The organism is Providencia sp. LY12, assembly GCF_057621555.1.
In genome coordinates, this window is the sequence record NZ_CM172594.1 from 4,104,016 (window position 1) to 4,116,436 (window position 12,421).

The 12,421-nt window shown below is 44.2% G+C and carries 10 protein-coding genes and 4 tRNA genes; 6 read left to right on the plus strand and 8 right to left on the minus strand.

Features of this window, described 5'->3' with window-relative positions; translation table 11 throughout:
• Nucleotides 1-2: 2 nt before the first annotated feature.
• Nucleotides 3-827 carry a diaminopimelate epimerase gene (dapF, locus tag ACY3ZI_RS19435; RefSeq protein ID WP_181478845.1) on the minus strand — a complete coding sequence of 275 codons (825 nt, stop codon included), beginning with the start codon at nt 825-827 and terminating at the stop codon, nt 3-5.
• Between the two features lie 21 nt (nt 828-848).
• A complete protein-coding gene (lptM, locus tag ACY3ZI_RS19440; protein ID WP_036948849.1) occupies nt 849-1,028 on the minus strand; it encodes an LPS translocon maturation chaperone LptM in 180 nt (59 codons plus the stop codon).
• 217 nt (nt 1,029-1,245) lie between these two features.
• Here lptM and cyaY point away from each other — a divergent pair, with 217 nt between their 5' ends.
• Entirely contained in the window at nt 1,246-1,563 is a 318-nt protein-coding gene (gene cyaY / locus ACY3ZI_RS19445; protein WP_006658190.1) for an iron donor protein CyaY, read from the plus strand.
• 80 nt (nt 1,564-1,643) lie between these two features.
• On the opposite strand, the gene ACY3ZI_RS19450 is transcribed toward cyaY, so the two are convergent.
• Nucleotides 1,644-4,235 (minus strand): class I adenylate cyclase, encoded by a 2,592-nt coding sequence (locus ACY3ZI_RS19450; protein ID WP_211886815.1) that lies wholly within the window; start codon nt 4,233-4,235, stop codon nt 1,644-1,646.
• A gap of 616 nt (nt 4,236-4,851) precedes the next feature.
• On the opposite strand from ACY3ZI_RS19450, the gene hemC reads away from it, so the two are divergent.
• From hemC to ACY3ZI_RS19475, 5 genes are all read left to right on the plus strand, one after another.
• On the plus strand, nt 4,852-5,796 hold the full coding sequence (gene hemC / locus ACY3ZI_RS19455) for a hydroxymethylbilane synthase (RefSeq protein ID WP_211886814.1): 945 nt from the start codon (nt 4,852-4,854) through the stop codon (nt 5,794-5,796).
• The gene (locus tag ACY3ZI_RS19460; protein ID WP_487375726.1) at nt 5,793-6,548 is read left to right on the plus strand and encodes a uroporphyrinogen-III synthase; all 756 of its coding nucleotides are present in this window, start codon (nt 5,793-5,795) and stop codon (nt 6,546-6,548) included. The genes hemC and ACY3ZI_RS19460 overlap by 4 nt, the downstream gene beginning before the upstream one ends.
• Before the next feature lie 3 nt (nt 6,549-6,551).
• A complete protein-coding gene (hemX, locus tag ACY3ZI_RS19465) occupies nt 6,552-7,817 on the plus strand; it encodes a uroporphyrinogen-III C-methyltransferase (protein WP_487375727.1) in 1,266 nt (421 codons plus the stop codon).
• A 2-nt stretch (nt 7,818-7,819) separates the two neighbouring features.
• The gene (gene hemY, locus ACY3ZI_RS19470) at nt 7,820-9,019 is read left to right on the plus strand and encodes a protoheme IX biogenesis protein HemY (RefSeq protein ID WP_211886810.1); all 1,200 of its coding nucleotides are present in this window, start codon (nt 7,820-7,822) and stop codon (nt 9,017-9,019) included.
• Nucleotides 9,020-9,242: 223 nt separating this feature from the next.
• Nucleotides 9,243-9,473: a DUF4014 domain-containing protein gene (locus tag ACY3ZI_RS19475; RefSeq protein WP_006658197.1), complete on the plus strand. Its 231-nt coding sequence runs from the start codon at nt 9,243-9,245 to the stop codon at nt 9,471-9,473.
• Between the two features lie 805 nt (nt 9,474-10,278).
• Here ACY3ZI_RS19475 and ACY3ZI_RS19480 read toward each other — a convergent pair.
• The 5 genes from ACY3ZI_RS19480 to thrP all read right to left on the minus strand — a co-directional run bounded on the left by ACY3ZI_RS19480 (nt 10,279) and on the right by thrP (nt 12,276).
• A tRNA-Pro gene (locus ACY3ZI_RS19480) sits at nt 10,279-10,355 on the minus strand.
• A 43-nt stretch (nt 10,356-10,398) separates the two neighbouring features.
• A tRNA-Leu gene (locus ACY3ZI_RS19485) sits at nt 10,399-10,484 on the minus strand.
• A gap of 16 nt (nt 10,485-10,500) precedes the next feature.
• Nucleotides 10,501-10,576, minus strand: a tRNA-His gene (locus ACY3ZI_RS19490).
• A gap of 79 nt (nt 10,577-10,655) precedes the next feature.
• Nucleotides 10,656-10,732 (minus strand) — tRNA-Arg (locus tag ACY3ZI_RS19495).
• Nucleotides 10,733-10,896: 164 nt separating this feature from the next.
• Entirely contained in the window at nt 10,897-12,276 is a 1,380-nt protein-coding gene (gene thrP, locus ACY3ZI_RS19500) for a bifunctional threonine/serine APC transporter ThrP (RefSeq protein WP_487377579.1), read from the minus strand.
• Nucleotides 12,277-12,421: the final 145 nt, after the last annotated feature.

Below are 12,421 nucleotides of genomic sequence, written 5' to 3' on the forward strand. Positions count from 1 at the left end.
GATTAAATTTGGATCACTCCATCATAAACATGGGTCGCAGGACCTGTCATATACAGCGGTGATCCGGGACCTTCCCAACTAATATCGAGGGAACCGCCCGGCAAATCGACACGAACACGGTTAGCTAATAAGCCCTGTCCTACACCCACGGCAACTGCGGCGCATGCACCACTTCCGCACGCTTGGGTTTCCCCCGCACCACGTTCATAAACACGTAAGCGAATATAGTCTGCGCTGACAATTTCCATAAAACCGATGTTGGCACGTTCAGGAAAGCGTTCGTGGCTTTCCAATGCAGGACCCAGCACTTCTACCTCTGCGGTTTGGACACTGTCCACTTGTACCACACAGTGCGGATTTCCCATTGAGACAACACCCGCAAACACTGTACGTTCTTGTGCTCGAATAATATAGGTTTTTTCCGCTTTCACGGCACGAAAAGGGACGTTTTGCGGTTCAAAATCAGGCTCGCCCATATTCACACAAACATCATCATTTTCATTAATTGTGAGAGTCATACGCCCAGATTGGGTGCTCACTTTAATTTTCTGTTTGTTTGTCAGACCTTTTAAACGGACAAAACGGGCAAAACAGCGCGCTCCATTGCCACATTGTGCAACTTCACTACCATCTGCGTTAAAAATACGGTAATGGAAATCGAGATCAGGATCATAAGGGGCTTCGACCAGTAAAAGCTGGTCAAAACCAACGCCGGTATGCCTGTCCGCTAGGCGGCAAATCAGTTCAGGTGAAAAATAGACGTTCTGTGTGACGCCATCCACCACCATAAAATCATTGCCTAAGCCATGCATTTTTGAGAACTGCAATTCACGTTCCATAGCAGAGGCTTACTGTTTGGTCGCAGCAGGCTCTTGGTTCGAGCTGCTTGGAGCTTTAGGTTGCACGTCAGATTTAGCAGGCGCCGCTGCGTTGTCTTCAGGCGGAAAATACAACGGCCCTTTTAAGCCACAGCCAGAAAGGGTGAATAAAACGAGAAGTGCGCTAAGTCCAAATAAACTTTTTTTCATTATGATGTTTCGCCTGTAAGACTAAATTTTGCAATCTGATATTTCACACAGTAACAGGTGTCGCTTTTCAAATCACGCCTGTTTATCAAACATATTAATATTATATACGTTAAATAATTCAAATGGCATCTCACAAGTAAGATGTGCGCCGTTTGACCCTCGAATACATTCAACCCTATAATTTCGCCTAAATAAAAGTATAAACAGGAAATACATCATGAACGATAGCGAATTTCATCAGTTAGCAGAGCAATTGCTCAGCTCGATTGAAGAGCATTTAGATAATTACGATGGCGATGCAGATATTGATAGTGAAATTAATGGCGGCGTCATGACCTTAAGCTTTGAAGATGGCAGCAAAATCATCATCAACAAACAAGAAGCCTTCCACCAAATCTGGTTAGCAACCAAACAAGGTGGCTATCATTATGATTATAAAGATGGAAAGTGGATTTGCGACCGCTCAGGTCAAGAGTTTTTGTCCATGTTGGGCAATGCCATTACCTTCCAAAGTCACTTCCCATTCTCGTTCTAAATACACACACCAAAAATCACAGGCAGAGTCTATAACTTACTCTGTCTGTTTTTTATCATAATAAAATCAACATAATAAAATTAATAGTATTGAGCATGCTGTTTAGAATGGTCTAGCTGTTCAGATTGGTTTAATTGTGGTGGCGAGGGATATTCATCATCCTCTTCATCTTCAGTAAATGGCCAAGAAGCGTCAGAGAAGACAATAACTTGCTTTTTGCCTTCTTCTTCCACAATTTGATAAAACTGCGGCAAATTGAAATTGATAAAGTTTGCACCGTAGGTAAAGCGGTCATGGGAGGAAGAGTAGAATTTGCTGACATCGCGCACTAGCTCTTCTTTGGAACCTTCACAATGAGAGTAAATTTCCACGCGATTAGCTTCATCCAATACGTAGATATTAAACCCTGTATTATCGGGTGTATTTTCAAAGAAAAACTGCACAATCCCTTCGCTGGCATAGCCATCCACAACCGCAGGAAGATGATTATCCCCTTTCGCTTGTAATTTTACTGGCCAACCATGCAACTTGTTATGGGAGATTGCACCGTAGAACTCAACGGCATTTTCGAGTTTTTGTACAGAGACGTTTAAACGCTCAAAGAACAGACCCCATGTTTGCCCTGCAATGCGTAATGCCTTAAAGCGACCAGGTTCATGACGATTGCTGGATAAGCGCAATTCAATACACTCTGACACTAACTGCTGTACGCGAGTACGAATAAGCCCACGTAAATGTTCGCTATAACAGAATACTTCAACCGCTTCAGGTGGTGCCGCATCTTGGTGCATTTTACCGAGGATGGTTTTCAGTGCTTCTAACATGCACTGCTCACCGCTGAAATGCAGGGTACGAACTTCATTCCATGAATTGCGATACAGAAGGTCGATGCTGCTGATCAAGCACTTTTGAGACTCACCAAAACTGAAAATATCCAGCTTTCTGAAATCCACATGCACCACCTGCTCAGAATAGACCTGTGTCGGGTCTTTTTCTAAGTTAACGATGATGGCTAAGTGGCGGATTTCACATGGGCTATACAGCGCTTTAGGAGTTGGAGCAGGCAATCTTATTGGGAAATGGCTCGATACATCATGCATTAATTCCAGTAATTTGCGTTCATCGCATTGGGATTTGCCATGATGCATATGAACTTGCGTATTTTCAGTCAGTAACCCATTAAAATAGGCCCACGCCACCAGCTTATTCAGATAGCGGTTATATTCTAAAGGTTGATGACCGATAATCGTGTCGATTTGCGGCGCTTGGTTATACAGATACCAGCCGCTACGATTGGCACGTCCTTCAGGCACATAAATAAATGTCAAGTGCTCTTCGCTAAGATCTGGGGAAATTTGTGGATTTACTAATGTCACTTTACCGGGTAGCGCTTCAAACGCAGCATATAACTTACGGGTTAATACCCCAATATCTTGTGGGCTAGCACTAACACTTAAATTATTACGACGGGCAAATCGAATTAAGTTACGGTAACTTTGCATCATCGTATCGAGCAGCTCATTATGCGCTTCACGCACACGCTCAATTTTCCACTGGCTACGCGTATCTAACACAGCCAGACGCTCGGCGCTCCATCCCCACGACTCCACTAACTGGGACAGCACATCACGGCGCCAACCAGAACATTGGTCATCTTCATCTTCCGAAAGCTTTTCACAGACTTTTAGATAGAAGCAGCGACGAATTAAATCCAAACGCGTGGAATCATTAATTTCAGTCAGATAACGGGTTACGCGCTCCAACATGAGACAGTATGAATCCAATCCGTAACAGACGATTTCACCTGCATGCAAATGGCGTTTAAACTCTAACGCTAACAACTTACCGTGCGGATAATCCCAAGAGTAGGACTCCAGTAAAATACTTTTCAACACCGCTTTATACGGAGAATCGACGCTTTTATATAGCTGCCACAAACTGGCACCAAAGTATTCCGCGGCTGACAATTCACCGAGGCCGCCTAAATCCAGCCATTCGTTCGGTGTCAGTACCCCTTGAGCATACAGCCCCATGACATATTCGTCATAGTGTTGCTCTTCTTCAACAGGCACCATTGTCCATAACAGACGTTTCCCAGCCATACGCACCGCTGTACGATAAAATTCATCCAGCAATAAAATGTGTTGTGTGGAACCACAATCTTCACCACCAAGATGCCCGCTTGCATTATGGCGAAAACGATTTTCATCGATTAAAAAGACAGTGACATCAATGCCCAGCGAGGCAGCCCACTGTTCAATTAATGTGCATTTTTTCTGTAAAGATCGTTTTTCTTCGTTATCTAACCAAGAAGGATGACAAACCCACACATCAATATCAGAGCAGTGGCTTTGCCCCACAGAGGAGGTACTACCCATCGAGTAAATGCCTGTAATTGGCAATTCACCATTAGCTTGGTTGTTTGTGGATAAGAAGCGTTCGAAAGGTTGTAACCATTTGAGTTGTTCTGCATCTGGTGAGAAGAAACAGACGCCATGAGGGACGTCGCCTTCAATATAACCCGGCATCATGGGATGATGATAATGAAACAAGACAGGCAACAAGCTGTAAACCTTCGAAAAGGTTTCACTCATAGAAGCCGTCGCGCGTTCCAACCGTAATTGGTTTATCGCATCAAGTCTTTGCTTTAAAGTTTCAATATAGAGGTACAAAGGTTACGCCTGACTGAAAGAATGTAATGACAAACCTGGGGGAATTTTCCCAGCACCCAACAGATAGAGAAAAACTTAAATTACTTTTCAAAGGGATTGTCGGAAACGTGATCAATTTAACACCTTGGAGCAAAAGGGTAAAGTAGATCACATAATTTTTCCCGTCTATTTTTAATACAAATTATTTTTCAACATATTGTATAAAAAGACTTTTTATTTTTGCATTGCAGAAATATCCCTTGTTTTTCAATGGAATAATATCACCATCATGGGTTGTATAACAAAAAAGCAGCCTTAATCTAAATTCAGCCCAGTGCTGGCAGGGTCTGCGCTTACACGCTTCAACAAAATTCCTTCAAAATATCACCCACTGCAATTCCAAAAAAGCACGAATAGCTAAAGAGATTTGTTATCTAGATCCTCTTTTAAGTCATTTTTTTCCAAGAGGCTCACAAAAAAGATGTAAAAAAGCGAACTTCACTTGATACATCTCATCCGTTCATTCTTCTTATATCGCTCATTCTGCGACCAACTGGAAAAATTACCGCTAACATGTTAAAACTAACGCCAATTGTATGGTTAATCTGCGGCGATATTCGCCTGAGAAAACAGTGAAATGACATCAACAAATATCGTGCGTATCGCAACGCGTAAAAGCCCTCTGGCGCTATGGCAAGCTTATTTCGTAAAAGCAGAATTAGAGCAACGCCATCCCGGCTTACAGGTAGAGTTAGTCCCAATGGTCACCAAAGGGGACATTATTTTAGATACCCCATTAGCGAAAGTCGGTGGAAAAGGTTTATTCGTCAAAGAATTAGAGCTAGCGTTACTTGAAGGTCGCGCAGATATTGCCGTTCACTCAATGAAAGACGTACCTGTAGAGTTCCCTGAAGGGTTAGGCTTGGTCACCATTTGTGAGCGCGAAGATCCACGAGATGCGTTCGTTTCTAACCATTATGCCAATATTGATGCACTCCCAGCAGGCAGCATCGTCGGTACATCCAGCTTACGCCGTCAGTGCCAGTTACGAGAATTACGCCCAGATTTAGTTATCCGTGACCTACGCGGCAACGTCGGTACCCGCCTGTCTAAGCTCGACAACGGCGAATACGATGCCATTATCCTTGCAGTGGCAGGTCTAAAACGCTTAAAACTTGATGAGCGAATCAAAGCTGCACTGGAACCAGAACAATCTTTACCTGCCGTTGGGCAAGGCGCCGTAGGTATCGAGTGCCGCTTAGATGATCAACGCACCCGTGACTTACTCGCCGCATTGAATCACGATAAAACCTCCGTGTGTGTCCTTGCTGAACGCGCCATGAATATGCGCCTTGAAGGCGGTTGCCAAGTGCCTATTGGTAGCTATGCTATTTGGAAAGGGGATAAAATCTGGCTACGTGCGCTCGTTGGAGCCCCAGATGGTAGCCAAGTCATTCGTGGAGAACGCTTAATCGCGCCTACCGACGCAATCCAAGCCGGTATTTCTCTGGCAGAAGAGTTGCTTGATAATGGCGCCCGTGAAATTCTCACTGAAGTCTATAAAGGCAATGCACCAGCATGAGGGTCCTTGTTACTCGCCCAGAGCCATCAGGCTCCGCGTTGATAACAGCCATTAATGCTACTGGGGGGCAGGCTTACCCGGCTCCCTTAATTACGATTGAAGCGGGTTCACAGCTCAATACTTTGTCTTCTCGCTTAGATGGATTATCAGAAAACGACCTTGTCTTTCTTTTATCTAAAAATGCCGTCTGGTATGCAAATTTAGCACTGGAACAAGCAGGACGAGACTGGTCAGATAAGTTATCCTACTATGGTATAGGACAATCTACAGGTCACTATTTTCAGCAACTAACTGGACAAATTATCCGTTGGGCTGAAGCAGGAGAAACCAGCGAGGTGTTACTCACCCACCCTGACCTGCAAAATTTAGTGGGAAAACGTGCCTTACTCCTTCGAGGTAATGGCGGTCGTGAACTCCTTGCCTCAACATTACGCGCTCGAGGTGCAGATGTTGATTACTGCGAATGCTACGCAAGGCGACCTGTACACTATGATAAAACTGAGTTTAACCAAACTTGGTTTAACATGGATATCACCGACATCGTGGTTACAAGTGGTGAAATGTTGACCCTACTTAACGATTTGATTGCTGAAGATATGCAACAATGGTGGTATTCCCGCCGGCTACTGGTTGTCAGCGAACGAATTGCAGAAAAAGCCCGCCAAAGTGGGTGGCGTCGGGTCTGTGTGGCAACTAGCGCAGATAATCACGCTTTACTTGAAGCATTAATTTCAACCGATATGGGATGCTAATTTATGACGGAACAAGACAAAATTACCGACACTGTTAATGATGAAGCTGTGACAGAGAAAAAAGAGACTCGTCAGCCGACGCCTTCATCCAAACAGAAACGCTCTGGTCTTGCAGTCAGTGCGATCGCTATCGCCATTATCGTCGTCATGGGCGGCGGGATGTACTACTTTACTCAGCAAAGTAATGCTCAGTTGGTTCATGATAATAACCAACTGAAACAGCAAGTCAGTGAATTAGTTGAACAACAAAATGCCGATAGACAACGTGTGGATGCGCTCATCGCGACCAACACCGAGCTAAAAAACCATGCGCGAGATTATGAAGATCAACTCAATCGTCGCATGCAAGAATTACAAGCTCACGTCACCGCACTCTCCAGCTCAGACGTAAAAAACTGGCTGATTGCCCAAGCTGATTTTATGGTAAAAATGGCGGGTCGCAAATTATGGAATGACCATGATCCTGTCACCGCTGCCGTACTATTAAAAAGCGCAGATACCAGTTTAGCGGAAATGAATGACCCAAGTTTGCTGGATATTCGTAAAGCTATCGCCAATGATATGAACAAGCTAGCTGCCATCAACCAAATTGACTATGACGGCATTATTTTGCGCTTGAATCAGCTCAGTAATGATGTCGATAACTTACGCCTCGCCGATTTAAATAATGGCGATGCGCCAGAAGATACCGGCACTGATGTCAGTGACGATATTGCAGACTGGAAAGATAACCTCGCACGCAGCTGGAAAAGTTTCACCAGCGATTTTATCACTGTGCGCGCTCGTGATGGCTCCGAAGCACCGTTGCTAGCCCCAAACCAAGATATTTATCTGCGTGAAAATATTCGCTCCCAATTACTTATCGCAGCTCAAGCCGTGCCGCGTTATCAAGAAGAGACGTACAAGCAATCCCTTGAGCAAGCTTCTACGTGGGTACGCGCTTACTTTGATGTGGACGCACCAGCCACTAAAGCCTTTTTGACGGAACTCGATGATTTAATCAATCAACCGATTGATGCCGATATGCCTGAAGCTTTAGAAAGCCAAGCGAAGCTGGAAAAAGTGATGCAAACGCGAGTACGCAATTTGTTATCTCAAAATGCAGAACCCACTGGCGTTTCCGAGGATGCCGCGCTTGAGGCGGTAAAAGAAGCGGATAAAGCTGCCGAAGAGGCAACAACGCCTACAGATACGCAAACCGACAAACCGGACGTTGCCGCCGAAGCTCCTGTAACGGATGCGGCAAACGCCCCTGAGCATAAGGGGTGATCATGATTAAAGTCTTTGTTCTCTTTATCGTCCTGATTGCGGGCATTATCTTGGGTCCTCTATTAGCAGGTCACCAAGGCTATGTATTTATTCGTACCGATAGCTACGATATTACGACCAGCGTCACCAGCCTTGTGCTGTGTTTTATCCTGCTGCAATTTGTTCTGTTATTCCTTGGATGGTGCTACCGCCGCTTTATGAGCACCACCTCACGGACAAAAGGCTGGCTTAGCGGTCATAAATACCATAAAGCGCACACTCAAACGCAAAAAGCCTTACTCAAATTAGCCGAAGGTGATTTGGAGCAAGTCGAGAAACTAATGAGTAAGCATGCTGATTTTTCTCAGCAGCCAGTCATTAACTACTTGATGGCAGCTGAAGCCGCCCAGCAACGTGGGGATAGTTATCGCACCCATCAATATTTAGATAGGGCTGCTGAAGCCGCAGGTAAAGATCAACTTCCCGTGGATATTAGCCGTGTTCGCATCCAATTGGCGGAAGGCGAAATTCATGCTGCCCGTAATGGCATCGACAAGCTGCTCGACCAAGCACCACGCCACCCAGAAATTTTACGTTTAGCTGAACAAGCTTACTTAGGTACCGGCGCATACCAAGCACTCATTGAGCTGCTGCCGATTATGGCAAAAGTCCAGTTACATAATGAAGATGAGCTTGAAGCGTTAAAACTCAAAGCGTACAAAGGGCTCATGAACCAATGTATGGCTGAAGGTGGTAGCGATGGCTTGAAAAATTGGTGGAAAGCTCAGCCACGTAAAGTTCGCCATGAAGTGCCATTACAAGCTTTCTTAGCCGAACATTTAATTGAATGTGGTGATACGCGTAGCGCAGAAAAGATGATTATTGATGGATTGAAGCAGCAATATGACGAACGTTTACTGCTGCTGATACCGAAATTACAAAGCGAGCAACCTGAAGCGATTGAAAAAACACTGTTAAGCCTCGTCAAACAGTCTGGCGCGACACCATTACTCAATAGCACATTAGGGATCCTTGCGCTTCAACATGCCCAATGGGAAAAAGCAGAAACCTACTTTAAAGCCGCATTGGCACAGCGTTTTGATGCTTATGATGCAGCTTGGTTAGCCGACGCTTATGACAAGCTACACAAACCGAATGAAGCGGCGAAAATTCGCCAAGAGGCGCTCACTCACTCCCTCAAACAAGAGCGAGCAAAGGGATAAATTTTTAACTCACTCGTTAAGCTTTGATCTAAAACGCCTCCCAGTCCGAGGCGTTTTTTATATCTATGATTTGGATCTTTACTATTTATCTCAAAAAGATAGTCGCAGTGAGATTCACTTTTAGCGAATCAAGGCAAACCGCATATTGCTATGTTATAAAAGGGTCACATAGTGTATAAATAATCGTATACATTTTCGTTTTGAATGAATTCAGGATAAAGATATGAATGTAGTGAAAACTCTCTGGCGTTGGATTGTAGCGAGCCAAAATCGTTTACAGATCTTTTTTGACCTGCTACTTCTGATTTTATCCCCGTTTATTTTTATTTCGATCATTGGCTTCAATACCGCCGATCTGAATAAAGATATCTTTATTATTACCTTTATTATTATTGCCTATACCTATGTAACTCGCTGGATCAGCAAGTGGTTAAGCAAAGAGAAAAAAGCGTAAGCGAGAAGATAATGTTTCTTTCCTAATGCTCATCAGGTTAGGAAAGAAAATGACAACCCAAGATTGATACAAAAAAAAACACCTGCCGAAGCAGGTGTAAATAACAATCAGGTCTACAGACGGATGGTGCCTCACTCAACGTTTCGTCCGTTCGCTGATGGTAAGAGGATTAGCTCTTGATCATCTAAATTGGACAATAGGCACCGATAATCGGCTTTGCGTCATCCCTGGGTTTATGAAGCTAGGCTGTCATAATAAGTGGGATGAGCATCTACATAATAGATAATGCAGAATGCGTGCCAACTTTTATATCGTTCCAATTTTTTCTTTTCTCACCTCGTAACTCCCCTGCTTTTAAACGATATTTTTATTTCTTACTTATTGTGACTTTTTAACACCTCATTCTTACCAAATCCCATTCTGTTCGATTCAGCTATTTTGTCTCAATTTAGAGACAGCTTAGAATGCCTATTAATTTCTTCATATAAATCAATTAGTAAAATGTCTCTTTTTGACGACATTGAAATAGGGGTTTGTATCGGATCTGAGACAAACATTTTTATTCATTAAAAACATAACGTTATAAGCATATTTAGATAAGAGTCATTCTTGTTAAGAGCGATACCGGAGATCTCAAGAATAAAGACAATAAAAAAACAGATTCATGGATAAAGATAAGAAGATAAGAAGATAAGAAGATAAGAAGATAAGAAGATAAGAAGCCGGAAGAGAAAATAATCAGGTTAGAAATGGTTAAGGTTTTAAAATGCAAAAACCCCGCTCGATTGAGCGGGGTTCTTTAAATTGGTCGGCGAGAGAGGATTCGAACCTCCGACCCACTGGTCCCAAACCAGTTGCGCTACCAAGCTGCGCTACTCGCCGAAATTTAACTGCTTAAGGCAGTAACTCGACATCATTTTTTTCGTGGTGCGAAAGGGGGGACTTGAACCCCCACGTCCATAGGACACTAACACCTGAAGCTAGCGCGTCTACCAATTCCGCCACCCTCGCAATGTCACAAAAAAAATGGGGTGGCTAATGGGACTCGAACCCACGACAACTGGAATCACAATCCAGGGCTCTACCAACTGAGCTATAGCCACCATAACTTCACTTATTTCAAAGTGTTGTCATACTACTACATACAACTTTATTTTGCCACCGTAGCTTGTCACCTTTTGATGGTGCGCCCGACAGGATTCGAACCTGAGACCTCTGCCTCCGGAGGGCAGCGCTCTATCCAGCTGAGCTACGGGCGCTTAACGCCGTTGCGGGAGAGGATAGTACGGATTTATCCCCCTGCTGTCTAGTCCTTTTTTCAATAAAATTATCGATTGCTTGCCTTTTATCCATTTCGTCGAGAAAGAGAGCATTTTTTCCCTCTTTCTCGCCTATTTTGGCGTTTCTGGCTCGAAAACAATTTCTATGATGGACTTTTTTCCTTACAGCTCAGGCAGCGGATTACAAAATAAAGCCCTGAAACCGTCAATAAAAAGATAGCCCCAACAATTAGTGACAAACGCGTTTCTGGATTAATCGCCATCCCCACCAGCACACAGGCTAAAAACAGCAGTGTGGCGTAGTTCACCCATGGAAACAGAATCGATTTAAACGTATGCCCTGCCATCTGCTGCTGGTTCTGCTTGCGAAAACGTAGCTGGCTGGTCAAGATCACTAACCAAGGCACCATTCCTGGCAAGACGCTCGCACTATATACATACACAAACACCTGCTCAGGATTTGGAATGATGTAGTTCAAGCTCGACCCTGCGACCAAGCATAAGATAGTAAAACCGACACAACGCGCTGGCACTCCGTTTTTCGTCAATTTTAATAGTCCACTTGGTAACTGCTTATTTTTCGCCAGCGCGTATAGCATACGTCCACCACTGTACATTCCGCTATTACAGCCAGATAACGCTGCGGTGAGCACCACAAAGTTAATGACTGCAGCTGCCGAGACAATTCCCACTTTAGCGAACGTCATCACAAACGGGCTGCCTTGTTGCCCGACTTCCGTCCACGGGAACAGTGTCACCACAATAAAAATAGCGCCAACATAGAAAATAAGAATGCGCCACAGAATATTATTGATGGCTTTTTTCAGTGTCACTTGTGGGTTTTTGGCTTCTCCTGCGGTGATCCCGACGAGCTCAACACCTTGATAAGACGCCACCACAATACACAGCGCAAATAAGAAACCTTTCCAGCCTCCAGCGAAGAATCCGCCATGCTCAGTCAAGTTAGCCAATCCAATCGGTTCGAAATTATTGCCAAGACCAAAGAAAATTAGCCCCAAACCAATCAAAATCATCACGACGATCGTGGTCACTTTAATCATCGCAAACCAGAATTCCAGCTCACCGTATAGCCTCACTGCGGCGAGGTTTGCCAGTGCCACCAACGCAACAGCAACCATCGCAAATATCCACTGGGGCACATCAGGGAACCAATACTTTGCATATTCCCCTATTGCGGTTATCTCTGAAATTCCAACCGCGACCCACATAAACCAATAACCCCACGCGGTTAAACATCCCCAAAAAGGACTTAAATATTTATAACCAAATGAAGCAAATGAACCAGTGACTGGCTCCAGAAAGAGCATTTCGCCCATAGAACGCATGATGAAGAAGACAAATAACCCTGCGATAATATACGCCAGCAATACGGATGGTCCCGCCCACTTCAACGTACTCGCTGAGCCCATAAATAGCCCAACCCCAATTGTTCCGCCCAAAGCAATCAGCTCAATATGACGGGCTTCTAGCCCTCGCTGAAGACCTTGCTGTGGCTTATCCATAATTTCCCCTGTCGATAATAACCATTCGATATTCGCAGCTCTAATAGCCATAACTTTTTAGTCATCGCGGCTGGTTGTCGAAAATAAAATAAAAAATACAATCCCCCAAGATACCGTGAGATCCCTTAGGTTGCATCTATTTTTG

Bases quoted from the DNA above. Each gene is read 5' to 3' on its own strand.
- hemX (WP_487375727.1), top strand. From the start codon at position 6,552: ATGACGGAACAAGACAAAATTACCGACACTGTTAATGATGAAGCTGTG.
- ACY3ZI_RS19475 (WP_006658197.1), top strand. From the start codon at position 9,243: ATGAATGTAGTGAAAACTCTCTGGCGTTGGATTGTAGCGAGCCAAAAT.
- thrP (WP_487377579.1), bottom strand. From the start codon at position 12,276: ATGGATAAGCCACAGCAAGGTCTTCAGCGAGGGCTAGAAGCCCGTCAT.
- lptM (WP_036948849.1), bottom strand. From the start codon at position 1,028: ATGAAAAAAAGTTTATTTGGACTTAGCGCACTTCTCGTTTTATTCACC.
- cyaY (WP_006658190.1), top strand. From the start codon at position 1,246: ATGAACGATAGCGAATTTCATCAGTTAGCAGAGCAATTGCTCAGCTCG.
- ACY3ZI_RS19460 (WP_487375726.1), top strand. From the start codon at position 5,793: ATGAGGGTCCTTGTTACTCGCCCAGAGCCATCAGGCTCCGCGTTGATA.
- hemC (WP_211886814.1), top strand. From the start codon at position 4,852: ATGACATCAACAAATATCGTGCGTATCGCAACGCGTAAAAGCCCTCTG.
- hemY (WP_211886810.1), top strand. From the start codon at position 7,820: ATGATTAAAGTCTTTGTTCTCTTTATCGTCCTGATTGCGGGCATTATC.